Annotated in this window: 21 protein-coding genes; 10 read left to right on the forward strand and 11 right to left on the reverse strand. The window is 68.2% G+C overall.

Annotation, left to right across the window (positions count from 1 at the left end):
* Positions 1 to 10: 10 nt before the first annotated feature.
* The 5 genes from dnaG to B4E96_RS03085 all read right to left on the reverse strand — a co-directional run bounded on the left by dnaG (position 11) and on the right by B4E96_RS03085 (position 6,399).
* Positions 11 to 2,014, reverse strand: a complete 2,004-nt coding sequence (gene dnaG, locus B4E96_RS03065) for a DNA primase (RefSeq protein ID WP_286956336.1) — start codon at positions 2,012 to 2,014, stop codon at positions 11 to 13.
* Entirely contained in the window at positions 2,014 to 3,306 is a 1,293-nt protein-coding gene (locus tag B4E96_RS03070; protein WP_102160418.1) for a deoxyguanosinetriphosphate triphosphohydrolase, read from the reverse strand. The genes dnaG and B4E96_RS03070 overlap by 1 nt, the downstream gene beginning before the upstream one ends.
* Entirely contained in the window at positions 3,303 to 4,475 is a 1,173-nt protein-coding gene (dusB, locus tag B4E96_RS03075; RefSeq protein WP_286956339.1) for a tRNA dihydrouridine synthase DusB, read from the reverse strand. Before dusB ends, B4E96_RS03070 begins: the two co-directional genes overlap by 4 nt.
* Positions 4,476 to 4,591: 116 nt before the next feature.
* Positions 4,592 to 5,980, reverse strand: coding sequence for an MFS transporter (locus B4E96_RS03080; protein WP_259799849.1), 1,389 nt, complete (start codon positions 5,978 to 5,980; stop codon positions 4,592 to 4,594).
* A 104-nt stretch (positions 5,981 to 6,084) separates the two neighbouring features.
* Entirely contained in the window at positions 6,085 to 6,399 is a 315-nt protein-coding gene (locus tag B4E96_RS03085) for a hypothetical protein (RefSeq protein WP_286956340.1), read from the reverse strand.
* A gap of 27 nt (positions 6,400 to 6,426) precedes the next feature.
* Here B4E96_RS03085 and B4E96_RS03090 point away from each other — a divergent pair, with 27 nt between their 5' ends.
* Entirely contained in the window at positions 6,427 to 7,881 is a 1,455-nt protein-coding gene (locus B4E96_RS03090; RefSeq protein WP_286956341.1) for an L-lactate permease, read from the forward strand.
* A gap of 2 nt (positions 7,882 to 7,883) precedes the next feature.
* On the opposite strand, the gene B4E96_RS03095 is transcribed toward B4E96_RS03090, so the two are convergent.
* The 3 genes from B4E96_RS03095 to B4E96_RS03105 all read right to left on the reverse strand — a co-directional run bounded on the left by B4E96_RS03095 (position 7,884) and on the right by B4E96_RS03105 (position 12,027).
* Positions 7,884 to 9,197, reverse strand: coding sequence for a PLP-dependent aminotransferase family protein (locus tag B4E96_RS03095; protein WP_257994997.1), 1,314 nt, complete (start codon positions 9,195 to 9,197; stop codon positions 7,884 to 7,886).
* Positions 9,198 to 9,331: 134 nt separating this feature from the next.
* A complete protein-coding gene (locus B4E96_RS03100; protein WP_286956342.1) occupies positions 9,332 to 10,603 on the reverse strand; it encodes a YibE/F family protein in 1,272 nt (423 codons plus the stop codon).
* A gap of 47 nt (positions 10,604 to 10,650) precedes the next feature.
* Positions 10,651 to 12,027: a glycine--tRNA ligase gene (locus B4E96_RS03105; protein WP_286956343.1), complete on the reverse strand. Its 1,377-nt coding sequence runs from the start codon at positions 12,025 to 12,027 to the stop codon at positions 10,651 to 10,653.
* A 116-nt stretch (positions 12,028 to 12,143) separates the two neighbouring features.
* Here B4E96_RS03105 and B4E96_RS03110 point away from each other — a divergent pair, with 116 nt between their 5' ends.
* Positions 12,144 to 12,878, forward strand: a complete 735-nt coding sequence (locus B4E96_RS03110; RefSeq protein ID WP_259799787.1) for a GntR family transcriptional regulator — start codon at positions 12,144 to 12,146, stop codon at positions 12,876 to 12,878.
* A 37-nt stretch (positions 12,879 to 12,915) separates the two neighbouring features.
* On the opposite strand, the gene B4E96_RS03115 is transcribed toward B4E96_RS03110, so the two are convergent.
* Positions 12,916 to 13,584, reverse strand: a complete 669-nt coding sequence (locus tag B4E96_RS03115) for an HAD family hydrolase (RefSeq protein ID WP_102160432.1) — start codon at positions 13,582 to 13,584, stop codon at positions 12,916 to 12,918.
* A 186-nt stretch (positions 13,585 to 13,770) separates the two neighbouring features.
* On the opposite strand from B4E96_RS03115, the gene B4E96_RS03120 reads away from it, so the two are divergent.
* The 7 genes from B4E96_RS03120 (at position 13,771) to B4E96_RS03150 (ending at position 22,526) form a co-directional block, all read left to right on the forward strand.
* Entirely contained in the window at positions 13,771 to 14,892 is a 1,122-nt protein-coding gene (locus B4E96_RS03120; protein WP_286956345.1) for an ABC transporter substrate-binding protein, read from the forward strand.
* Positions 14,889 to 15,740: an ABC transporter permease gene (locus B4E96_RS03125; RefSeq protein ID WP_286956346.1), complete on the forward strand. Its 852-nt coding sequence runs from the start codon at positions 14,889 to 14,891 to the stop codon at positions 15,738 to 15,740. Before B4E96_RS03120 ends, B4E96_RS03125 begins: the two co-directional genes overlap by 4 nt.
* On the forward strand, positions 15,716 to 16,642 hold the full coding sequence (locus B4E96_RS03130; protein WP_102160438.1) for an ABC transporter permease: 927 nt from the start codon (positions 15,716 to 15,718) through the stop codon (positions 16,640 to 16,642). Before B4E96_RS03125 ends, B4E96_RS03130 begins: the two co-directional genes overlap by 25 nt.
* A gap of 2 nt (positions 16,643 to 16,644) precedes the next feature.
* Entirely contained in the window at positions 16,645 to 17,805 is a 1,161-nt protein-coding gene (locus B4E96_RS03135; protein WP_102160440.1) for an ABC transporter ATP-binding protein, read from the forward strand.
* Positions 17,802 to 18,620 (forward strand): alkaline phosphatase family protein, encoded by an 819-nt coding sequence (locus B4E96_RS03140; protein WP_219722579.1) that lies wholly within the window; start codon positions 17,802 to 17,804, stop codon positions 18,618 to 18,620. Before B4E96_RS03135 ends, B4E96_RS03140 begins: the two co-directional genes overlap by 4 nt.
* 200 nt (positions 18,621 to 18,820) lie before the next feature.
* Entirely contained in the window at positions 18,821 to 20,695 is a 1,875-nt protein-coding gene (locus B4E96_RS03145) for a DEAD/DEAH box helicase (RefSeq protein WP_259855069.1), read from the forward strand.
* A gap of 61 nt (positions 20,696 to 20,756) precedes the next feature.
* Positions 20,757 to 22,526, forward strand: a complete 1,770-nt coding sequence (locus tag B4E96_RS03150; protein WP_286956348.1) for an MOSC domain-containing protein — start codon at positions 20,757 to 20,759, stop codon at positions 22,524 to 22,526.
* A gap of 1 nt (position 22,527) precedes the next feature.
* On the opposite strand, the gene B4E96_RS03155 is transcribed toward B4E96_RS03150, so the two are convergent.
* Together B4E96_RS03155 and recO are read right to left on the reverse strand one after the other, a co-directional pair.
* Entirely contained in the window at positions 22,528 to 23,301 is a 774-nt protein-coding gene (locus tag B4E96_RS03155) for an isoprenyl transferase (protein ID WP_102160449.1), read from the reverse strand.
* Positions 23,298 to 24,086 carry a DNA repair protein RecO gene (gene recO / locus B4E96_RS03160; protein WP_165882767.1) on the reverse strand — a complete coding sequence of 263 codons (789 nt, stop codon included), beginning with the start codon at positions 24,084 to 24,086 and terminating at the stop codon, positions 23,298 to 23,300. Before recO ends, B4E96_RS03155 begins: the two co-directional genes overlap by 4 nt.
* 164 nt (positions 24,087 to 24,250) lie before the next feature.
* Between recO and B4E96_RS03165 the strand changes: the two genes are divergently transcribed.
* The gene (locus B4E96_RS03165) at positions 24,251 to 24,742 is read left to right on the forward strand and encodes a hypothetical protein (RefSeq protein ID WP_286956349.1); all 492 of its coding nucleotides are present in this window, start codon (positions 24,251 to 24,253) and stop codon (positions 24,740 to 24,742) included.
* Positions 24,743 to 24,765: the final 23 nt, after the last annotated feature.

Below are 24,765 nucleotides of genomic sequence, written 5' to 3' on the forward strand. Positions count from 1 at the left end.
GCCGGCTGGTTCACATGAGTGCGCGCAGCCGGGCACGTTGGCGTTCGAGCACCTGGAGCTGCTCGAGCAGGTTCGTCGCTGCCGGGTCGTTGGGGTCGGTTCGGGAGAGCCGGGAGTGCAGTTCGCGGGCGATGCGGGTCATGTCCTCGTCGAACAGGCTGGCGATGATGCCGCGTGAGTAGCGTTCGACGCCTTGCCCGTCGGTGGCCGGCAGCGGGGTGACGGCGAGTTCGCCGATGAGTCCGCGCAGCTGGTCGGGACCTGCTTCGAGGACCTTCTCCGGCCAGCTGGCCGGGTCGGTGATCGCAGTGCGGATGCCTCCGGCGTCCTTCATCGCCTGATGCACTGCCCTGTGGGCTGGGTGAGAGAAGACCTTGCCGTTGAGCCCGTCGAAGAGGGTGGCGTTGACGTATTGCGGCTGCTGCATCGCCACCTGGAGGGCACCGCGTTCGATCCGCAGCTTCGGTGTGTTCGCCAGCGCGCCGGAGAACTCCTGTTCGTAGGCGGCGATCTCAGCGCCCGTCTGATCGGCAGGACTGCCCGGCGGCGGCACGGCAGGACCCCCGTAGGGGCCGCCCGGCCCCGGTGGGGACTGCTGAGGGTGTTGCCGCTGTTGCTGCTGCGGGTGCTGGCTGCGCAGGTCACGGGTGGGCTGCTGTCCACCTCCGGGCCCGCCTGCTGCTGCCCTGCGTCCGGCTGCGCGCACGGCGGCGTGCACGTCCGCGGTGTCGACTCCGACGGCACCGGCGACGAAGCGCTCGTATTCCGGCCTGAGCATGCTGTCGCGGATGCCGGCGACCATCGGTGCGGCGGCCCGCACGGCGCCGACTCGGCCTTCGGCGGTGTCGAGGTCGAAGCGCTCGATTGTCGAGGTGATGGCGAACTCGAACAGCGGCCGGCGCGAGCCGATGAGCGCTTTGACGGCGGCGTCGCCCTTTTGGATGCGCAGGTCGCAGGGGTCCATGCCGTCTTCGGCGATGGCGACGAAGGTCTGGGCGACGAACTTCTGGTCGTCTTCGAAAGCCTTGAGTGCCGCTTTCCGGCCGGCCTCGTCACCGTCGAAAGTGAAGATCACCTCACCGGAGTGCGCGGAGTCGTCGCCGAGCAGCCGCCGGATGAGCTTGATGTGCTCGGCTCCGAACGCGGTGCCGCAGGTGGCGACAGCCTGCTCGACGCCGGCGAGGTGGGCGGCCATGACGTCGGTGTAGCCTTCGACGATGACGACCCGCTTCGAGCGGGCGATCGCCCGTTTAGCGATGTCGAGGCCGTAGAGCACCTGGTTCTTCCGGTACAGCGGGGTCTCGGGCGTGTTGAGGTATTTCGGGCCCTGGTCGTCGTCGAAGACCTTGCGGGCCCCGAAGCCGACGGTGCGGCCGGTGACGTCGTTGATCGGCCACATGAGCCGGCCGCGGAACCGGTCGTAGATGCCGCGGTTGCCCTGGCTGACCAGGCCCGAGGCGATGATGTCCTCGGTGTTGTAGCCGCGCCCGCGCAGATGCTTGAGCAAGGCGTCCCAGGATCTCGGGGCGAAGCCGATGCCGTATTTCTCGCAGACCTGTTTGTCGAAGCCGCGGTCGGCGAGGTACTGTCGGCCGATCTGCGCTTCGGGGCTGCCGAGGTATTCAGTAAAGAACGCCTGGGCTACCTGGTGCATGTCGACGAGACGCTGGCGCTGGCCGATGGCCTCTTTGTCCGGCCCGGTGCCGCCCTCTTCGTAGCGCAGCTGCACGCCGACGCGTTCGGACAGCCGCTGAACGGCCTCGGTGAAGGTCAGCCCGTCGATCTTTTGCAGGAAGGTGAAGACGTCGCCGCTCTCGCCGCAGCCGAAGCAGTGGTACATGCCGACCTGCGGACGGACGTGGAAGGACGGGGTCCGCTCGTCGTGGAAGGGGCACAGTCCCTTCATGCTGCCGACTCCTGCGCTGCGCAGCGTGACGTACTCGCCGATGATGTCGTCGAGGCGTGCCCGGGAGCGGACCTCGTCGATGTCCTCGCGCAGGATCAGCCCGGCCATTACAGCAGGCTCGCTTCGCTGGCCTGCATCCGGTGGTAGGCCGCCCAGGCGGAGTGGTCGGTGAGGCTGGCGACGTGGTCGGCGACGACGCGCAGTCGCTGCCCGTCATCTTCAGCCTCCTGGTAGTCGAGGTAGAACATCCGCTCCATGTCCTCGGGCCGTTCGCTGAAGTACTCGCACAGCTGCGTGAGCACACGCGCCTGGATGCGCTGGAGGCGCAGCCGGTCTTCGGCGACCATGACGGTGACGGTCGCCAGGCCCTTGAGCACAGCGATCTCGTAGCGGGTCGATTCGGGCACGACGAGGTTACCGTCGTAGCGGCCGAGCGGCTCCCAGCCGAACTCCTCGCGGGTGGCAGCTTCGGCAGCTCCGGCGAACCGGCCGATGAGCTGGCTGGTCATGTGCTTGAGGCTGGCCTGGGCGCGCCTGGACCCGTCATAAGGTTCTGACGGCCAGTAGCTGGCCGCCTGCAGGCGGGACAGCGCCTTCATGATGTCCTCATCGCGGGCATCGGGCAGGTACCAGGCGCGGGTGATGTCGATGAGACCGGCCAGAGCGTGGTCGTTCTGGTAGGCGAAGAGGTCGAGGTGGCCGGAGAACACTGCGTCCTCGACGTCGTGGACGGAATAGGAGATGTCGTCGGCCAGGTCCATGAGCTGGGCTTCGATGCAGCGCTGGCCCAGTGGGCGGTCGGCGCGGAAGAAGTCGAAGACGGCCCGGTCGTCGTCGTAGACGCCGAACTTCGTCACCGGTGAGCCGGTCTTCTTCGCCACCGGTGACTCCGCACGCGGCCATGGATATTTCGTGCACGCGTCCAGCGTGGCGCGGGTGAGGTTGAGCCCTGCCGGGGTGCCGTCTGCGGCGTGGACCTTGGGTTCGAGCCGAGTGAGCACCCGCAGGGTCTGGGCGTTCCCTTCGAATCCGCCGATGTCGGCGCAGACTTCGTCGAGGACAGCTTCGCCGTTGTGTCCGAAAGGCGGGTGCCCGAGGTCGTGGGCCAGGCAAGCGGTGTCGACGATCTCCGGGTCGCAGCCGAGGTAGCGGGCAAGTTCGCGGCCGACCTGGGCGACTTCCAGGGAGTGGGTCAGGCGGGTGCGCACGAAATCATCGGTGCCTGGGGAGACGACCTGGGTTTTGGCGCCCATCCGGCGCAGACCCGAGGAATGCAGCACACGCGCCCGGTCGCGCTGGAAGTCGGTGCGTCGGGGGTTCTTCGCCGGTTCGGCGACCCAGCGCTGGCGGTCGTGCTCGGAGTACTCGGCCACCTGAAGTTGCGTCTGGACCACCCTCATCCTCCTGAGACGTCGAGTTCGGCCTCGGCGAGCTCCGCGGAGCGCTCCGGGTTCATCTCCCGCGAGTCAAGCCAGCCTTCAGGCAGGTGGGGCCGCTTCGGGCGGGTGGTGCGTCCGCGTGAGCCCTCGGCATCGGCCCCGGGATAGGGTGCGTCGCGGTCGAGCTCGTCGAGCAGTCCGCGCAGCTCAGCCAGGGAGGAGACCATCGCGAGCTTGCGGCGGGCCTGCCCGCCGACCGGGTAGCCCTTGAAGTACCAGGCGATGTGCTTGCGCAGGTCGCGCACGCCGTAGAACTCGTCGTCGTAGTACTCGGTGAGGTAGACGCCGTGGGTGTAGACGACATCGGCGACCTGGCCGAGGTTCGGGCGGATGCGCTCATCGCTGCCGTTGAGTGCAGCGGCGAGATCGCCGAAGAGCCACGGCCGGCCCTGGCAGCCACGGCCGATGACGACACCGTCGCAGCCGGTCTGGGCCATCATGTCGACGGCGTCCTCGGCTGCGAAGATGTCGCCGTTGCCCAGCACGGGCACGGCGTCGCCGATGAGGTCCTTGAGCCGGGCGATGGCCCCCCAGTCGGCGGTGCCGGAGTACAGGTCGGCAGTTGTGCGCCCGTGCAGGGTCATCGCAGCCACGCCTGCCTCGGCGGCGATGCGGCCGGCGTCGAGGTAGGTGAGGTGGTCAGCGTCGATGCCCTTGCGCATCTTGATCGTCAGCGGAATGTCACCGCGGCTTGCTTCGCGCACAGCGGTGGTGACGATGTCGGTGAACAGGTCGAGCTTCCACGGCAGCGCTGAACCGCCGCCCTTGCGGGTGACCTTGGGGACGGGGCAGCCGAAGTTGAGGTCGATGTGGTCGGCGCGGTCCTCGTCGACGAGCATCCGGACTGCCTGGCCGATCGTGACGGGGTCGACGCCGTAGAGCTGGACGGAGCGCGGCACCTCGTAGGGCTCGTGGTGGATGATGCGCATGCTCTTGGGAGAGCGTTCGACGAGCGCGCGGCTCGTCACCATCTCGGTGACGTAGAGTCCGGCGCCGTATTCGCGGCACAGGCGGCGGAAGGCGGTGTTCGTGATGCCGGCCATCGGGGCGAGCACCACCGGCGAGTCGAGTTCGATGTTGCCGATGCGCAGCGCCGATGCGGCGGTGGTCTGCAGAGAGGTGGTGGTCATGGTCGTCACCACCCTATTATCTCCAGACAGTCAAACCGGGACCGAGGCGGGTGTGGACACCCAGCATCGGCTCAGAGAGAGACTGTGGATGGACGTCCGGGCACCCGGTCGTCTCGTCAGCCGGCGATGGTCTCCCGGTCCCGGCCCACGCCTCGGCGGCGGCTGAAGGAGGCGAGGAAGATCGCCGCAGCACTCAGCAGACAGCAGGCCACCAGGTAGGCCGCTGCAGCAGTGATCGCACCGTTCGCCCAGGCGATGAGGGCAGCGAGGACGACTGGTGAGAAGCCGGCGATGAGCGCACCATTGGCCTCCCGTGCCAGGGCCATCGCGGAGAACCGGTGGCGGGTGGGAAACAGGTTGGCCAGGAACGCGCCCTGCGAACCCGAGGTACCGGAGATGACGAGGCCGTAGCCGATCGCGATCGCGAGGAGCGCGGCTGTGAAGGTGCCCTGTGAGAGCAGCCACAGGAATGGGAAAGCGTACAGTGCGCCGATGACCGAGGCCCAGCCCATGACGGTGCCGGCGCCGAACCGGTCGGCGAGGCTGCCGCCGAGCGGGGTGAGGATGATCGCGGCGAGAGTGCCGAGGGTGACCGCGCCGAGCGTGTGGGTCTGCGGCATGCCGGTGCCGACCAGGTAGCCGATGGAGAACACAGCCATGCCGTAGTTGAGCGCGTTGTGGCCGGTGAGGCTGAGGAACCCGGCGAGCACGCCGCGCCAGTCGGTGGCGAGCAGTGCCAGCAGCGGCACCTTGGTGGCGTGGGCTTCCTGCTGCTCTATCGCCGAGGTGTATTCGGGGGTCTCTTCGAGCTTGGCGCGGATGTAGATGGCGACGAAGAACAGCACGACTGAGGCGAGGAACGGCAGGCGCCAGCCGATCGACATGAAGGTCTCCTCGGCCATGCCGGAGGAGGCGAGGAAGAAGGCCGCGGTGGCCAGCACGATGCCGGCTGGCGGGGCGCAGAGCACGAGTGAGGTGAAGAAGCCGCGCCGGTGGGCGGGCACGTATTCGGCGACCATCGTCGTCGCTCCGGAGAGCTCGGCACCGGCGCCGAAGCCCTGGAGGAACCGGAAGATGACGAGCAGGATCGGGGCGAGCACGCCGACGGCGGCTGCGGTGGGCAGCAGGCCGATGGCCACGGTGGCGATTGCCATGAGCACGATGGTGAGGATCATCGCCGGACGGCGGCCGTGCCGGTCGCCGATGTGGCCGATGACGATGCCGCCGACCGGGCGGGCGAGGAAACCGACGGCGAAGGTTGCCAGCGCTGAGAGCTGGCCGGCGCCGGAGACTGAGTCGGGGAAGAACAGCGGTCCGATGACCAGGCCTGCGGCGGCGCCGTAGAGGGCGTAGTCATACCATTCGATGACGGTGCCGATGACGGAGGCGACGATGGCGCGGCGGGCGGCCGGGCGCAGCGGGGCACCGGCAGCAGGCTGGCCCGCGGCTGCGGAGTCTGAGCGGTCAGCGGCAGGCTGATCGGCGGCAGGTCGGGCGGAAGTCATCCGTCATATGTACCAAGCCGGCTCAGCTGTGCGAAATCGCGTCCGCATTCCAGTCCGGTCGGCCCCAGGACACGCGCAGACCAGACACGGGCAGTGTCGCGGACTCAGATTGGATAGACCCGCCACCCGTCCGGGCCGTCGCGCAGCTCGCCGCGTGAACCGTCGAAGACCTCGAGCATTTCCGCCACGTGCATGGAGGTCAGCTGCCCGATGCCGGTGACACAGCCACCGGCCCAGCGCGTGGCCACCTCAGACAGTGACACATGCCAGAAGATCACCGGATTGCCACCCGCGTCCGCACCGATGCCCTCGGCTGGCCCTGTGTCCCTGCGTTCGAAGACGAGGTTAGGGCCATGCCTGGTGCACGACCAACCCATCTCAGCGAGTTGCGCGCTCAGCTCTGCTTCGGCGGCACTCATCTGTCCTCCTGGTAGCGTTCCCGACGTATGACGACACTGCTGAGCATCCTACCGATCGCCGTCGCCGTGGCCGTGCTCGTCGCCGGCCGCGGCACGCTCATCGCTGCCCTCAGCGGGGCGGGCGCGGCGCTGCTGAGCGCCCTCATCGCCACCGCGACGCCGGGCATCTCACTGCACTTCGGTCAGCTGGCCGCCTCCGAGACGCTCGACCTCGTCATCCTCGCTGGCGAGGTGCTGGCCATCTTGCTCTTCGGCATGGTGCTTGCCCAGTTGCTGGAAGCGATCGGGGCGTTGCAGACGATCTCGGCGCGCATCCGCAGCCTGTTGCCTGACCCGATCGTCGGCGCCGGGCTCATCGTCTTCGGCGTGGTGCCTTTCGTCGAATCGGTCACCGGCTACGGGATCGGACTGACCGCCGGCATCCCGCTGCTGCGCATGCTCGGCTTCTCGATCCGCACCTCGGCATTCCTCGGACTCCTCGGCCTCATTGCCGTGCCCTGGGGTGCCCTCGGGCCGGGCACGGCGGTCGCCGCACAGCTGACCGGGCTCGGTCTGCAGGAGCTCGGCGTCGGCTCGGCCTGGGCGAACGCCCTGCCGGTCGTCATCGTCTTCGCCCTCACCACCGCCATCACGCGCGCCTGGCGCAGCCTGCCGGGCCTCGTGGGACTCATCGCTGCGGCTGTCTGCCTGTGGGGCGGCATCTTGACAGCGAACATCCTCATCGGCACTCCCCTGGCCGGCGTGCTCGGCTCGCTGCTCGTCATCGCCGTGCTGCTCACCGGCTGCCTCCTCAGCCGACGCGGGCAGCCGGAACCGGTTCCCGGCCGGCTGGCCCCGGCGCTGCTGCCCTACGCAGTGCTCACCGTCGGCCTGCTGCTCGCCAGCGGCGCTGCAGCACTGTGGCCGTCCCCGATGACAGCGGTGCTGTCGGCACCGCCGGTGTGGCTGGCGATCGCATGCGCGGTCGCCGCCCGCATGCTCGCCTCCCGGGCATCCGCCGCCGAGGTGGTGGGCACCGCTGCACGGGCGTGGATCCCGGTCGGGGTGGCCACCGCCGGGTTCATGCTGCTGGGCTGGCTCATGACCGACACCGGCATGACCGAAGTCATCGGTGCCGGCCTGGCGAGGATCGGCATCGGCTTCGCCCCAGCGCTCACGGCCCTCGGCTCGGTGCTGACCGGGTCGAATACGGGTTCGAACGCGATGTTCGCCTCGACGATCGCGGCGATGGCCGCCACGACCGGCACCGGGCTGCTGCCGGCGGTGGCGATGAGCAATGTCGCCGGATCCTTCGCCGCACTGGCCACCCCGCCGCGTGTGGCGCTGGCCCTCAGCCTGGCCGCCACGACCGCCGATGACGACGGTTCAGCGGCTCCAGACAGTGCGGAGAAGGCTCAGCTGGAGCGCAGCGTGCTCATCTGGTCACTGCTGACCGCCTTCGGCACGGCAGGGCTCGTCGGTGTGGTGCTGCAGCTGCTGTGAGCTCAGCTGCGGGAGAGCTGCACCTCGATGGCGCAGCCGAGCCGGGCGATGCCCTCGTGGATGCGCTCGACGGTCGAGGAGGCGAAGCACAGGCGCATCGCGTTGGAGAACTCACCTGCCGGTGAGAACGCCTCACCGGGGATGAAAGCGACACCCTCGTCCAGAGCGGTCTCGAACAGCTCGCGGGCGTCGATGTCGGCGGCATCGCCGATCAGCGTCGCCCATAGGAAGAATCCGCCGTCGGGGTTGGTCAGCTCCACCCGGCCGGACAGGTGTTCGGCGGCGGCTTCGAGCATCGCGTCCTTGCGCCGGTGGTAGGCGGTGCGCAGCATGTCGAGATGCTCGGTGAACCCGCCGCGGGTGAGGTAGTGGGCCACAAGCTGCTGGCTGGGCACCGCGGCCGAGGCGTCCATCGCCTGGCGGACGTTGATGAGCAGCTGGCGGATCGCCGGGTCTACCTCGACCCAGCCGACGCGCAGGCCCGGGGCGATGATCTTGGAGAACGACCGGGCAGAGAACACCAGCGGGTCATCCGGGCTGAGTTCGGCGAAGCTGGGGATGTACTCGCCGGAGAAGCGCAGCGAACCGTACGGGTCGTCGTCGATGATGACGCTGTTCCACTCGTGGGCGAGTTCTAGCAGTCGCTGGCGGCGTGCCAGGCTCATGGTCACACCCGAGGGGTTCTGGAAGTTCGGGATGACGTAGATCGCCGTCGGCTTCCGGCCGAGGGTCTCGACGTCGCGGGCGAGGCGCTCGACGTCCATGCCGTCGTCGTCGACGGGGATCTGCAGCACCTCGGCGCCGTAGCTCAGCGCGGTCGAGGAGCCGTTGGTGTAAGTCGGGGATTCGACGGCGACGAGGTCTCCGTCGTTGACGAACATCTTGTAGGCCAGGTCGAGGCCCTGCATGCCGCCGCTGGTGACGATGATGCGGTTGGGATCAACGGTGCGCGGGCCGGTGAGGTCCTCGGATTCGCAGATCGCGTTGATGAGCTCGGTCTCGCCTTCGGTCGGGCCGTAGGTGTAGGAGCTCGGGTTCGTCATCGTCCCGAGGAACTCGGCGAAGTCGGCAGCCGGGACGACCTGTTCAGCCGGTGCTCCCATGCCGAAGCGGACGATGTCGTTGGTCCGAGAGGCCAGCAGGGAGACCGATGCATCGATGACCGATCCGGTCCAGCCGCGGGTGCGGCGGGCCAGCGGCAGCGTCACGTCACCGAGCTGTTTGACCGCAGCAGTCGGGTCGACAGCCGCGTCGGCGGTGGTGGTGACAACCGGGGTTGCCGGTGCCTGGGTCATCATGTGCGATGCGGGAGTCATCAGTGCTCACTTCCGTCTCGGGGTCCGGTGCGGCGCCGACAACGCCGTCTGGCGCGGGGTTCGAGCAGTGCATCCGGGCCGAAGCCGGGGATACGTCTCAGCAGGGGGATGCGTCTGTCGGATGACAGCCTATCTCAGATTTCGGCCTCTGCAGCGGAGTACGCGCGTGTGCCTGAGCGCACCACCAGCACGGCGATGAGGGTGGTGGCCGGGATCGCGATGACCAGGCCGATCGAGGTCACCAGGGTGGAGACGACGGAGATCGCCTGTTCGCCAAGCGTGAGTGATTCGAGGAACGGCCGGGAGGAGGCGGCGACGAGCAGCAGCACGGTCAGTGCACCTCCGGCGTAGGCGAAGGCGATGGTGTAGACGGTGGAGGCGATGTGGTCGCGGCCGATGCGCATCGCCGAGGTGAAGATTTCCCGTTTGGACGCCTCGGGACGGGAGGCGGCCAGCTCCCATACGGCGGCCGCCTGGGTGATGGTGACGTCGTTGAGCACGCCGAGGCCGGCGATGAGGATCGCGCACACGACGAGGTCGGCCATCGACAGTCCGTCGGTCCAGGCGAGGATGTAGGTCTCTTCGGTGTAGATGCCGGCCAGCTTCGACCAGGTCGTCCACAGCGCTCCGAGTACGCCGGTGATGAGGATGCCGAAGAGGGTGCCGAGCAGCGCAGTCGTCGTGCGGGCGGAGAATCCGTGCGCCAGGTACAGGACGATGAACATGATGATCGCGGCTGCGGTGATGCCGACGAGCACGGCCGGTTTGCCGTCCATCACCGCCGGGAGCATGAACCACACCATGACGGCGTAGGCCAGTGCCAGGCCGATGAGCGCGCGCAGCCCTTTGAGCCCGGCGACGAGCATGACGAGGGCGGCGTAGACGAAGGCGAGGACGCCGAGAGAGATGTTGCGGTCGAAGTCGACGAAGACGAAGTCGGCGGAGGTCGGCTCGTTGGTCGGGTCGCTGCCGGGTGCCTGCTCCCCGCCGGGTGCCTGCTCACCGGATGGCTGCCCGCCCCCGGTGATCGCATCGGCCACCGGGTCGGTCTGCGCATCGTCCATGACGATGACCTTGATCCGGTCGCCTGCTGCGATGCCGGTCTTGATCGCCTCGGGCGGGGCGTACATCGTGCCGGTGCGCTCACCGGTGTCGAGCGTGATCGCCCCGCAGCCGGTGGATTCGTAGTCCGGGCAGGCGCGCAGGTCGATCGATTCGACCGTGCCCGAGGTGTATTCGGCGCCCTCGGCCAGGGCCGCCGGATCCCACCGGTCGGTGGCCTCAGGTGAGGGCCAGAGCCACACGAGCCCCACGACAGACAGGACGGCCAGCGGGATGAGCATCCCGAGCATGACCGACCATGCCTGTCGTGAGGCGCGCGGCAGTGTTTCTGCGATGTAGTGCATAGCGGTGCGGTGTCAGATTCCTGACGCCGCGGACCTGAGGCCGGGCCTCAGATGCCCAGTTCGTCAGCGACGTAGGAGACGACCTCGTCGATGGCGATGCGCTCCTGGCTCATGTCATCGCGGCGGCGGACGGTCACGGCGTTGTCATCGAGGGTGTCGAAGTCGACGGTTATGCACAGCGGGGTGCCGATCTCGTCCTGGCGGCGGTAGCGGCGGCCGATCGCACCGGCGTCATCGAAGTCGACGTTCCAGCGCTTGCGCAGGTTCGCTGCCAGTTCGCGGGCCTTCGGCGAGAGCTTCTCGTTGCGGCTCAGCGGAAGCACGGCGACCTTGACCGGGGCCAGGCGCGGGTCGAGCTTGAGCACGATGCGCTTGTCGACCCCGCCCTTGGTGTTCGGCGCCTCGTCTTCGGTGTAGGCGTCGACGAGGAAGGCCATCATCGACCGGGTCAGGCCGAAGGACGGCTCGATGACGTAGGGGGTGTAGCGGGTGCCGGCAGCCTGGTCGAAGTACTGCATCTTGTGACCGGAGTGCTTGGTGTGGTTCGACAGGTCGAAGTCGGTGCGGTTGGCGATGCCCATGAGCTCGCCCCAGGCTCCGCCCTGGAACCCGAACTTGTATTCGATGTCGATGGTGGCAGCCGAATAGTGGGCGCGTTCGCCGTCGGGGACGTCGAAACGGCGCATGTTGTCTGCCTTGACGCCGAGGTCGACGAACCAGTTCCAGCAGGCTTCGACCCATTCGTCGAAGAACTTGGGGGCGTCGTCGGGATGGACGAAGTACTCGATCTCCATCTGCTCGAACTCACGGGTGCGGAAGATGAAGTTGCCCGGGGTGATCTCGTTGCGGAAGGCCTTGCCGATCTGGCCGATGCCGAACGGCGGCTTCTTGCGGTTGGCGGTGACGACGTTGTTGAAGTTCACGAAGATGCCCTGAGCGGTCTCCGGGCGCAGGTAGTGCAGCCCCTCTTCGTCATCGACAGCACCGAGGTAGGTCTTCATGAGCCCGGAGAACTGCTTGGGCTCAGTCCAGTTGCCCTCCTGGCCGGTCTCCGGGTCGCGGATGTCGGCCAGACCGTTCTCCGGCTCGCGGCCGTGCTTGGCGATGTAGGCGTCGATGAGGTGGTCGGCGCGGTAGCGCTTGTGGGTGTGCAGCGATTCGACGAGCGGGTCGACGAAGGTCTCGACGTGGCCGGAGGCCTCCCAGACGCGCTTGGGCAGGATGATCGAGGAGTCGAGGCCGACCATGTCCTCACGCCCGCGGACGAACTCCTGCCACCACAGGGCCTTGATGTTCTCCTTGAGCTCAACGCCGAGCGGACCGTAGTCCCAGGCGGAACGGGATCCGCCGTAGATGTCTCCTGCCTGGAAGACGAACCCGCGCCGCTTGGCCAGGGTGATGACGGAATCCAATGTCGAAGCCACGTGAAATATCTCCTTGAGTCGACTGCGAACGGCTGGCTGCTGTTCGTACCGCTCCCAGGGTAGCGAATCCGCCGACGTGCCGCGTCTGCGGATCACACCGGCGACTGGAGAGTGATATGACTAACACCATGACCTCCTCGCCTGCCCATATGCGCATCGCCGAGCAGCTGCGTGAGCGCATCGCCTCCGGTGCGTGGGCACCGGGTGCCCGGCTGCCGGCGGAGCGGATGCTCGCGACGCAGCTCGGTGTTTCGCGGATGACCGTCCGGCAGGCGCTGGCGGCCCTGCAGCTGGAGGGCCGGATCTCGCGGCGCACCGGGCGCAGCGGCGGCACCTTCGTCGCTGAGGAGCTGCCGGAGGTGGAGCTGTCGTCTATGCGCGGGTTCATGGGCCAGCTGAGCGAGACCGGCCACGATGTCACCTCCGAGGTCGTCACCGCCTGCCTGCAGCCGGCCTCGGCGGACGCGGCGACCGCCCTGGGCCTGGACACCGGCGCCGAGGTGGTGCGCGTGCACCGGCTGCGATTGGTCGACGGCACCCCGGTCCTGGTGGAGGACTCCTGCTTCCCGGCAGCACTCGTGCCCGGAATGCTCGAATATGACCTGACGGGTTCGCTCTATGCGATCCTCGCAGACGCCTTCGGCCAGGCTGCGGTGTCGAAGACCGAGGCGCTGACAACCGAGGTGGTCGGTTCAGCCGATGGGAAGCTGCTGCAGATCGGTGCTGCGCAGACGGTGCTGCGTCTGACGCGCACGTCATTCACAGAAGCCGGCACCCCGATCGAGTACTCGGCTGACACGCTGCGCACCGACCGGCTGCGCATCACCGTCAGCACACCCTCACACAGCTGAACCGAGAGCACCCACGCGAGGCGCACTCAGGCGGCGCTCACGCAGGCAGTGCTTTGCCGATGTCGGCGACGGTGAGGCCGCTGCCGCCGACCATGAGCACCGACATGCCCGCTGCCTCGGCGGCCTGCCGGCCAGGTGCCGAGTCCTCGACGACGACCACCTGCTCAGCTGCCGCGACCCCGAGCTGCCGGGCGGCGGTGAGGAACCCCTCGGGCGCGGGCTTGCCGGCGGTGACGTCCTCACCGGCGATGACTGCTGCGAAGTGTTGCTCGATCCCGGCTGCCTGCAGGGCACCGGTGACAAGCCGCCGGTAGGTGCCGGTCACGACCGCCAGGGGCACCCCTGATCCGGCGAGCGCTCGCACGAGGCGGCAGGTCTCGGCAGCGATCCGCGGGGTGTTCGCGACGGCTGCGAGGTATGCCTCGGCCATCCGGTCGGCGATCTGCTCCGGTGTCACCGTGCGTTCACCTGCGGCGGCGCGGGCGGCGAGCGCGGTGGCGATCTGCGGATCGGACAGGCCGAGGAACTCGGTGTCGTAGGCCGCAGGGGTGAGCTCGATGCCGAGCTCAGCTGCGATATCGCAGTAGATCGCAGCGAGCAGATCCTCGTCGGCTGAGAGTGTGCCGTTGAAGTCGAAGAGGACCGCTGCAGCGCTTTCGAGTTGCTGCAAGGCGGTGCTCGCCGGGGCCGGTGGCGTGGTGGTCATCGGGGCTTTTCTCCTGGTTGCGAGGCGGGTGGTCTGCTCATCGTGCCCCGGTCCAGCCCAGCCGCGCAAATGGTCTATACCATTATTTACCGGTTGATCACCTGACGTTCTCTCCACTGTCACCGGCGCTTGCGAGAGTGGCCGCGGCCGCTGGTCACCAGCACCGGACCTCGCCAAAGGAGAATCATGACCACCACCCGCCGTTCCTTTCTCGGCCTCAGCGCCCTGACCCTCACCACCGCGGGCCTCGGCCTCGCCGGCTGCTCCAACAACACCGCCAGCGCGTCGACGGAGATCGGCACCACGCTGGAGGAGATCATCGAACTCGCCCAGAAGGAGGGCAAAGTCCAGCTCATCGCCTATCCGGAGACCTGGGCGAACTACAAGGGCCACTTCGAGAAGTTCAAGGCCAAGTACGCAGTCGACACCCCTGTCGCCAGCCCGGAGGCCTCCTCGGCTGAGGAGCTGCAGTCGGTCAAGCAGCTCAAGGGCCAGAAGACCCAGCCCGACGTCCTCGACATCGGCTACACCTTCACCGAGACCGCGATCTCCCAGGACCTCATCTCCCCGTACAAGCCCTCGAACTTCGATGCCATCCCCGAAGACCTCAAGGACCCCGAGGGCCGCTGGGTCGGCGCCTACTACGGTGTGCTGTCCCTGGGCGTGAACACGAAGCTCGCCGATAGGCCCGAGAAGCTCTCCGACCTCCTCGATCCCGCCTACAAGGGCAAGGTCGCACTCCCCGGTGACCCGCGCGAAGGCGCCTCGTCGATCGCGACCGTCTTCACCGCAGCCCTGGCCAACGGCGGCAGCCTCGACGATGTCGCACCGGGCATCGAGTTCTTCGCCGAGCTCGCCGCCTCCGGCAACCTTGTCAACATCTCCTCGGTGCCCAATGCGCTCTCGACCGGGCAGGCCGCGGTCGTCTTCGACTGGAACTACAACTTCCTCGGCATCGAAGAGGAGATGAAGACCTCCGGTGTGGATCTTGAGCACTTCGTGCCCGAGGAGGCCGTGTTCGGCAACTTCTACGCCCAGCCGTGCACCATCGACTCCCCGCAGCCGAATGCCGCCCGCCTGTGGGTCGACTGGCTCACCAGCGACGAGGGCAGCGAGCAGTACGCCCTCGGCGGGGCGATCCCGGCCCGCTTCACCGAGCTGTCCGAAGCCGGCAAGCTCTCCGAAGAGGCCCTGGCCAAGCTGCCGGAGCCGAAGATTCTCGAAGCGGTGAACTTCCCGACCGTCGCCCAGGGCGAGAAGGGCGCCGAGCTCATCACCCGCGAGTGGGCCGGCAAGGTCCGCTCATGAAGTCCACCCGGACCATCCCCTGGGGAGCGGTGCCGTTCTTCGCGTTCGTCACCGTCTTCCTCATCATCCCGGTCATCGCCAACGTCTGGGCTGCCCTCACCCCCGGCGGGCAGCTCTCAACATCCAGCCTCACCCAGCTGGCCGAGCCGCAGTACGCCGATGCCTTCCTCATGACGACGAACCTCTCGCTCGTCACCACACTGCTGGGAGGCATCCTCGGGCTCATCCTCGCGTGGGCGCTGACCGTGGTGACCCGCCCGGCCTGGCTGGCCCGGCTCGTGATGAGCTATTCGGCCCTGGCCAGCCAGTCCGGCGGGGTGCCGCTGGCGTTCGCGTTCATCGCAGCCCTCGGCTCCCAGGGGCTGGTGACCCTGCTCGTCACCGATGTCTTCCCCGGCAGCCTCGACGGTTTCCGTCTCGACTCCTTCTGGGGTGTGGCACTGGTGTACCTGTACTTCCAGGCACCGCTCATGACCGTGCTCATCCTGCCGGCCCTCGGCGCGCTGACCCAGCAGATGTCCGAGGCCGCGCAGACGATGGGGGCCTCCCGGCTGCGGTATCTCACCGACATCGCCCTGCCGATCCTGACCCCCTCGATCGTCGGGGCGCTCCTGCTGCTGTTCGCCAACTCGTTCTCCGCCTACGCCACCGCCTATGCACTGGCCGGCGGCGGGCTCAACCTCGTGCCGATCGTCATCGGCTTCTTCCTGCGCGGCAACGTCATGCTCGACGAATCGATGGCCGCTGCCCTGGCCACCGGCATGATGCTCGTCATCATCGTCGCCATGGGCATCCGCCTGCTCATCGAAAGGAGGTCACGGCGTTGGCAGCTTCCGTCGAACTCCTGACCACCCCAACCGGCACCGGCACCCCGGCAGGAACCGGTGACGCCCGTGCCCGAGGCGCCGGCCGCCTCGGGCACGGGAAGCGCACCCGGACTGCCGGCCGGGTCCATGTGCCCGGCGTCGTCGTTCTCGTGCTGGCGATGGTGCTGTTCTTCACCCCGCTCATCGCCTCGGCGATCTTCGGATTCACCCTGCCCGGTGTCGGGCTCACCTTCGAGAGCCTCAGCCAGGCGTTCGCCAATCCGATGGCCGTCCAGGCGGTCACCATGACCGTCGTGCTCGGGCTGCTGACGACTGCCGCCTCGCTGGCGCTGCTCGTGCCCACGATCGTCTACCTGCATCTCAAGGCCCCACGGGCAGCGAAGCTGGCGGAGGCGCTGTCAGTCATCCCGATCGTCGTCCCGGCCGTCGCGCTCGTCGCCGGTGCCGGAGTGTTCTTCCGCGCTGTCGCCCCTGGGTTCCTTGTCAGCCCGTATGCGCTCGTGCCCTTCTACGTCATCATCACGATGCCGCTGGTCTACCGCGCCCTCGACGCCGGGCTGTCAGCCCTTCACCTGCGGACCCTCTTCGCAGCGGCCGCCAGCCTGGGTGCCTCCCCGTGGCGCACACTCATCGGCATCGTGCTACCGAACATGCGCGCAGCTCTGCTGTCGGCCGGGCTGCTGTGCATGGCGATGGTCCTCGGCGAGTTCGCGCTTGCCAGCCTGCTGCTGCAGTACACCTTCCCGGTCTTCCTCGTCGAGACCGGGGCCGCGGCACCGCGCGGAGCGGCAGCCCTGTCGTTCGTCACGATGCTCGCTACCTGGGGGCTGCTGGCCCTCATCTCGCTCATCTCCGCTGCCGGCAACCGCCGCAGGCGCACCCCGGCAGCCGCGCCCTCTGTCACCTCCACCGCCAAGGAATAGCCATGACCACCATCACCACACCCCTGCGCGAGGAGTTCGTGTCCCTGTCCGGAGTCACGAAGACCTACGGATTCAAGACCGTCCTGTCCGACCTCAGCCTCGACCTGCACCGCGGAGAGCTGCTGGCCCTGCTCGGCCCATCAGGCTGCGGGAAGACGACGACACTGCGGATCCTCGCCGGCCTCGAGACACCGGACGCCGGCACCGTGCACATCGGCGAGCGCGACGTCACCCGCGTCGATGTGCGCCGCCGCGGCATCGGCATCGTCTTCCAGTCCTACAGCCTGTTCCCGCACATGACCGCAGCCGAGAACGTCGGCTACGGACTGCGCATCCGCCGGCAGGCCGGCCGCGCTGCCACGGTCGCTGAGCTGCTGGAGACCGTCGGGCTGGCCGAGCACGCTGGGAAGTATCCCGCCCAGCTCTCCGGCGGCCAGCAGCAGCGCGTCGCCCTGGCCCGGGCCCTGGCGCTGGAGCCGAATGTGCTGCTGCTCGATGAGCCGCTCTCGGCTCTCGATGCCGCGGTGCGCGTGCAGCTGCGCGAGCACATCCGCCGCATCCAGATGGAGAAGAACATCACCACCCTCATGGTCACCCACGACCAGGAGGAGGCGCTGACGATGGCCGACCGGGTCGGTGTCATGAACGCTGGGCGCATCGAACAGCTCGACACACCCGCCGAGCTCTACCGCCGGCCGGTCAGCCCGTTCGTGGCGACCTTCGTCGGCAACGTCAACCGGATGCCGGCGAAGCAGGCTCCTGACGGCACCTTCACCGTCACCGGCCGGCCCGTCACCCCGATCGGCGAGCTGCCGGCAGGCACCACGGCTGCGACCGCACTCATCCGGCCCGAGGACATCGCCATCAGCCCCACCGATGCCGCCGACACTCGTCCGGGGCTGGCCGGTGTTGTGCATTCGAGTGTGCTGCGCGGTTCGCTCAGCAGCGTCTACGTCGATGTCGCCGAGCTCCCCCACCCCGTGCGTGTCGATCTTTCGACCGCGCAGGCGAGCGCATTCGCCCCCGGTGCTGATGTCAGTCTGCAGCTGCTGCGCAGCGAAGCCGTCCTCGAACCCGCCAGCCCAGCCACGGCCTCGGGCACCGGCGGGACCTCAGCGCCCACCGCCTCGGGCACGGATGCACGCACGGGAGTCAGCGCATGAGCGCACGGATGATCCTGCTGCTGGGCATCGACGGCTGCCGCCTGTCGATCACCGCTGAGGACGGCATCGCCCCGCACCTGAGCCGGCTGCAGGCGGCCGGGCGGCTGCATGGGATGACGATGGTGCCCCCGACGATGTCGGGGCCGGGCTGGGCGAGCATCCTGACCGGCTCGACTCACGAGCAGCACGGGGTGGGTGGCAACGACTTCATCGGCCACCGCCTGTACTCCCGGCCGGATCTGCTCTCCCGGGCTTTCTACGCCGATCAGTCGACGACGACGTTCGCGGCTGCCGGGTGGCCGCCGCTCATCGACCCGAACGGGCTCGGCCCGGTCATCCACCAGCGCTTGGAGCAGCAGTGGGCCGGCCAGCACCGCATCATCGCCCGCGATGGCGAGACGCACGGCTACGTGCGTGTCGATGCCGAGATCGCCGACTATGCCGCCGCGATGCTGGCCGGTGCGCAGGCGGCGGATGTGTCGTTCGTGTACTTCTGCGATGTCGATGAGACCGGGCACCTCTACGGGCTCATGGGTGAGGAGTACCGGCAGGCGATCAGCCGCGTCGATGCGCATCTTGGCCGGATCGCCGCTGCGATCGAGCAGAGGGCTGCTGAGCACGGTGAGGACTGGCTGGTCGTCATCGTCACCGACCACGGGCATGTCGATGCCGGCGGGCACGGCGGGGACACCCCGGAGGAGTGCGCCTCCTTCGTCATCACCTGGTCACCAGGCGGGCAGGACAGGCTGCCGGACTGGCCGGATGCCATCGCCCCGCATGAGCTGTGCGAGCTCATCCTCGCGACCCGCACCTGAGGTGACGTGTCCGGTCACACATGAGCCCGATGCGGGCAAACGAGGCTGCGGCAGGTAGGATTGACTGTGGTTCCGGCCGCTTCGTGTCTGACAGATGACGCTCCTTCGGCCGCAAGAGTTCGATCACACTCCCACTTCGAGGCATGTTCCGATGCCGAAGTCTGTCCATTCCGTGATCCGTGTGCCCCTTTTGGAGATTCATGACATCCGTCCACCCGTCTGCCGAGACGCAGGCGCCCGCCACCCCCACCACCGATGCCGCTGCTGAGATCCAGCCGCCGGCCGTGCAGTTCTGCGACTTCGACATCGACCCGCGGATCCTCTCTGCTCTGACCGACCTCGGCTATGAGACCCCGTCTGCTGTGCAGGAGCAGGCGATCCCGCCGCTGCTCGACGGTGAGGACGTCATGGGCTTAGCCCAGACCGGCACCGGCAAGACAGCTGCGTTCGCCGTGCCCGTCCTCGACAGCCTCGCCGATGCCGGTCGCGCCGATGACGGCCCGCTGGCCCTCGTCCTCGCCCCGACCCGCGAGCTGGCGCTGCAGGTCTCCGAGGCGTTCACCTCGTATGCCGCCCACCTGCCCGGGTTCTCGATCCTGCCGATCTACGGTGGGCAGTCCTACGGCCCGCAGCTGGCAGGCCTCAAGCGCGGCGCGCAGGTCGTCGTCGGCACGCCCGGCCGCGTCATCGACCACCTCAAGCGCGGCTCGCTCAAACTGCACAACCTGCGCCACCTCGTCCTCGATGAGGCCGATGAGATGCTCAAGATGGGCTTCCAGGAGGACATCGAGGCGATCTTCGAAGCCGCCGGCGACCAGCGGCAGGTCGCACTGTTCTCGGCCACCATGCCGAAGTCGATCCACCGGATCGCCGAACGCTACCTGAACAACCCGCGTGAGATCCGGGTGACTCCGTCTTCGACGACCGGGACGAACATCCGCCAGCGGTTCCTGACCGTCATGCACTCGCACAAGCTCGATGCGCTCACCCGCATCCTCGAAGTTGAGCAGTACGACGGCATCATCATGTTCGTGCGCACCAAGCAGGCCACCGAAGAGCTGGCCGACAAGCTGCGCGCCCGCGGCTTCAAGGCCGCTGCCATCAACGGCGACATCCCGCAGCAGGCCCGTGAGCGCACCGTCGAACAGCTCAAGGCCGGCCACATCGACATCCTCGTCGCCACCGACGTCGCCGCCCGCGGTCTCGACGTCGAGCGCATCGAACTCGTCGTCAACTACGACATCCCGCACGACCCGGAGGCCTACGTCCACCGGATCGGGCGCACCGGCCGCGCCGGACGCTCCGGTGAGGCGATCCTGTTCGTCACCCCGCGCGAGCACCACCTGCTCAAGTCGATCGAGAAGGCCACCCGCCGCTCGGTTGAGAAGCTCGTACTGCCGACCCCTGAGGAGCTGACGAACACGCGGACCGATAAGTTCAAGGCCCGCATCACCGAGGCGCTCGAGACCCTCGACCTGACCGAGATGCGTCCGGTCATCGAACAGTACGAGCAGGCCCACAATGTGCCGGCCACCGAGGTCGCTGCCGCTCTTGCGACTCTGCTGCTCGACGGTGAGACCCTGGCCGCTGAGCCGCTGCCGGAGCCCAGTGCCCGCAAGCCGCGCTCGGAGCGCGAGGCAGGCAAGGGAGGCAAGCACCGCAAGGACGGCATGCGCACCTACCGCCTCGCTGTCGGCCGCAATGAGCGCGTCCAGCCCGGCGGCATCGTCGGCGCGATCGCCAACGAAGGCGGCCTGACCTCGGCCCAGATCGGGCACATCGACATCCGCTCGAACCACTCGCTCGTCGATCTGCCGGCTGACCTGCCCGAGGAGGTCTTCGAACGTCTGTCGCGCACCCGCATCCAGGGCAAGCACATCGACCTGCGCCCGGACACCGGACGCCCGGGCCGGCCATTCAAGAAGCGCTTCGACCGCGGAGCCGGTGCCGATCACGGCTCGAAGCCCGGCTTCCGCAAGAAGCACGGCCGCGGTCCCTCCGGCCCGCGCTCCGGTGGTTCCGGCGGCGGTCACCGCAAGGGCGGCTACCAGAAGGCCGGCGCACCCCGGAAGTGAGTCCCTCCGCAGGCTGAAACAGTCTGCGGGCACGTGAAGAGGGCGGAGTAGCATGGCCTCCATGCGCGTCTCCGCCCTCTTCCGCTTCCCTCTCAAAGGCTTCCCTGCCGAGCAGATCAGCACTGGCGTTGCGCGCGCTGGCTCGGGATTCGACGGCGACCGCGCCTTCGCCTTCACCACCGGTGCCGCCCCGGCGGTGCCCGGCCAGTGGGCTGGCCCGCGCACGTTCACAGTGCTCAAAAACGACACCTCGCTGCAGCAGTGGCAGGTGCACACTAGGCACGACTCGCCCGCTCCCGAGGCGGGTGTCGCGATCGATCTGCAGGCACCCGATGGCAAGCAGGTGAGCTTCTCCATCGATGAACCTGAGAGCCTGCGCGCAGCAGAGGATTTCCTCGCCGCCCGTCTCACGCCGCACGGGCCGCACCGACGCGAACTCGTCTCCACCGACCAGGGGATGTTCGACTCGCAGGTGTCCGGTCTGTCGATCATCAACCCGGCGACCGCGCAGGCGCTCGAAGGACTCGCTGGCGGGCCGGTCGACCCGCTGCGCTTCCGCGGCAACATCCTCGTCGACGGTCTGCCGGCTTTCGCGGAGTTCGGGCTGGTCGGCAAGCGGCTGCGCATCGGCGGGGTCGAAGCGGTTGTGCGCTCTCCGATCCAACGCTGCCCGGCCACCGAAGTCGATCCCACCTCGGGTGCGGCCGACCTGCCGATCCCCCGCCTGCTGGCCGCCGGCTGCGGCCACCTGCACTGCGGGATCTACCTCTCCGTCACCACGACCGGTGAGATCCGGCCGGGCGATCGGATCGAGATCCTCGGTGAGGCACCGGCGGAGGCGATCAAACGCTCCACCACCCCGCGGGAGATGACCATCGAGACTGTTGACTGCCGTGAGGGTGTTGCTGAGATCCGGCTGCGCGACGATCTCGGGTTCATCTCCGACTTCTACTCCCCCGGTATGCATGTGCGGGTGCACCTGCCCGACTCGCCGGCCGGCACGCCGACCTGGCGCTGCTACACGGTCACAGCCGTCACCGGGAACGCACTGCACCTGCGGGTGCGCATCCGCACCGGCGTCTCCCACCGGCTGGCGGGCATGAAAGCCGGTGACAGGCTGCTGGTCTCCGGGCCGTTCGGGCAGGTGACCGCCGATAAGCTCGGTGACGAGGTCGTGTTCCTCACCGCCGGCATCGGCATCACCCCGGCACTGTCCCTGCTTCCCGGTCTGGCCGGCCGGCAGGTGCGCATCCTCCACTCCGAACGCAGCCCGGCACCCAGCCGCCTGTGGGACGAGCTCACAGAGCTCGCCGCCGGCATGTCCTCGGCACCTGAGCTCACACGCCGCTGCACCGATCCGGTCCACGGCGGCTCCCGGCTGAGCCCAGCAGAACTGGCCTCCCACCTCGGGCCCGGCACGAGTCTCGTTATCTGCGGCCCGCCAGCCTTCACTGCTGCGGCGACCGACGCGGCCGCGGCAGCCGGGATCGCCGCCGAGCAGATCCACACCGAGATCTTCACCTCACCTGCCGACATGACCCGCATCGACCTCAGCCGGTACGCACCGGAGGCCGGCATTCCTGCCACGGTGACCACCGCCTCGGGCACGGTGTTCGACTGGACACCGGAGCAGGGGATGCTGCTCGACGCACTCGAACGCAGCGACGTCGACGTCGACAGCCTGTGCCGGGCAGGGGCGTGCGGGAAGTGCGCGCTGACCCTGCGCGCAGGCCAGATCGCCTACCCGGTCGAGCCGTCAGCGCCGCGGGACGCCGATGAGGTGCTCGTGTGCTCGGCGGTGCCGCTCGGGCCGGTCGAGATCGACGTGTGAGTCATTTCGGGGCGTCGACGGCCGCTCCGAAGCGGCGGTCGCGGCGCGCGTACTCCTCGATGGCCGCCCACAGGGTGCGGCGGTCGACGTCGGGCCACAGCACGTCCTGGAAGACCATCTCGGCATAGGCCGACTGCCACAGCAGGAAGTTCGAGGTCCGCTGCTCACCCGAGGACCGGAGGAACAGGTCCACATCGGGGACTTCGGGGTGGTACAGCCGGTTGGTCAGGGACTTCTCGGTGATCTTGCCCGGCTTCATCTTCCCGGCAGCGACCTCGCGGGTGATGGCGTTGACGGCGTCGACGAGTTCAGAGCGGCCGCCGTAGTTGACGCAGAACTGCAGCATCAGCCCGGTGTTGTGCTTCGTCATCTCCTCGGCGCGTTCGAGTTCGTCGATGACGGACTTCCACAGCCGTCCGCGCCTACCCGACCACACGATGCGCACACCGAGGGCGTGCAGCTCGTCGCGGCGGCGGCGGATGACATCGCGGTTGAAGCCCATGAGGAAGCGCACCTCCTCTGGCGAACGCTTCCAGTTCTCGGTCGAGAAAGCATAGGCCGACAGGTGCTTCACACCGATTTCGATCGCCCCGTGGATGACGTCGAGCAGAGAGGCCTCCCCTGCCTTGTGCCCCTCGGTGCGCGGCAGGCCGCGCTCATTAGCCCACCGGCCGTTGCCGTCCATGACGATGGCGACATGGTCGGGCACAAACTTCGCCGGGATCGCAGGCGGGACCGCTCCCGAGGGGTGGGGCGGCGGTGCGGGATAGGTCATGTGGTCTCCACAGAAGCTGACGGGGCGGGCGGGTGTGAGGCCGGCTGGACGGGTGCCGGCTGGCTGGCGAGCACGGCCAGGGACTTGACCTTGCGCTCCAGATGCCATTGGACATAGGTGACGATGAGGCGGGAGGCCTCCGCCTGCTGGTAGGCGCTGCTGGCCTCGACCCGCTGCCAGTCACGGGACATGAGCGCGGTGAGGTGGTCCATCGTCTCCGAACTCGGCAGCGCAGTGCCGTGCGGGCGGCAGGAGTGGCAGACAGCACCGCCGAGGGCTGGTGAGAACGCCCGATGCGGGCCAGGTGTCCCGCACTGGGCGCAGTCATCAAGGCTCGGCGCCCAGCCGGCCAGCGACATCGCCCGCAGCAGATAGGCATCCCGGCTCAGGCCCGGGGCGTGCTCGCCGTTGCACAGGGAGCGGATGGCGGCCAGAAGCAGCAGGAACTGGGCGCGAGCCTGCGGTTCGTCCTCGGTCAGGCGGATCGCAGTTTCGGCCATGCCGGTGGCTGCTGCGTAGGTGTCGTAGTCGGACATGATCCCGCGGGCGAAGGGCTCGAGCAGCTCGACTTGGGTGATGATGTCGAGGCTGCGGCCGATGTGGCACTGCACGTCGACGAACATGAACGGCTCCAGCCGGGAGCCGAACCGGGATTTGGTGCGGCGGATGCCCTTGGCGACCGCGCGGATGAGGCCGTGGTTGCGGGTGAGGATGATGACGATGCGATCAGCCTCGCCGAGCTTGTGCCCGCCGAGGACGATGCCGACATCACGATAGAACCTCACCAGCCGATTATCTCACTCCCGGCCCGCTGCCGCTGCGAGGTGCTGTCTGGGCGTGCCGCCAGCCCACACTCCACCGATGTCTCTCATCTGCGTCTCAGGATCGCCTCAGAAGCCAGATCTACGATGAAAGTTCGATCTCTGATGCGAACACCTGGAGCCCCGTCATGATGACCGCTGTTCATCCCACTCAGACCCATCAGCCGGCTGCCTCGAATCCTGCCCGCGGGGTCTTCTCCGCCCTGCCGGCCACCGCATGGATCGCAACCGTCCCCATCGCAGCGGCCACCCTTGCCGTCGTCTCCCAGGCGCTGGCCTTCCGCCCGGAGTATCCGGGTCTGAGCACCGCCTTGGATCTCTACGCGATCGCCTTTGCCCTTGGTGGCATCTCTGCTGTCGCGTGTGCGGCTGCACTCGGCATCGCCCTGCGCGCCTGTGCCCGTGATCGCACGGGTTCAGCGGCTGCAGCCGTGCGCATCGCGGCACTGGCGGCGGCGGTGACGACCGGCATTGTGGCGCTCATGCTCCTCTCGGCATTCTTCGTCCCCGGCGGCGGGCCGCTGTTCGCCCCGGCCCTGCTGTGCCTACCGCTCATCGGCACGACACTGACGACAGCGCTGCGCCGCTGGGCGCGCCTGCGGCATCAGCAGGCTGGCTGAAGCACGACTGAAGACGGAACAGG

The organism is Brevibacterium sp. UBA7493 (assembly GCF_002479565.1).
GTDB classification, from domain to species: Bacteria; Actinomycetota; Actinomycetes; order Actinomycetales; family Brevibacteriaceae; genus Brevibacterium; species Brevibacterium luteolum.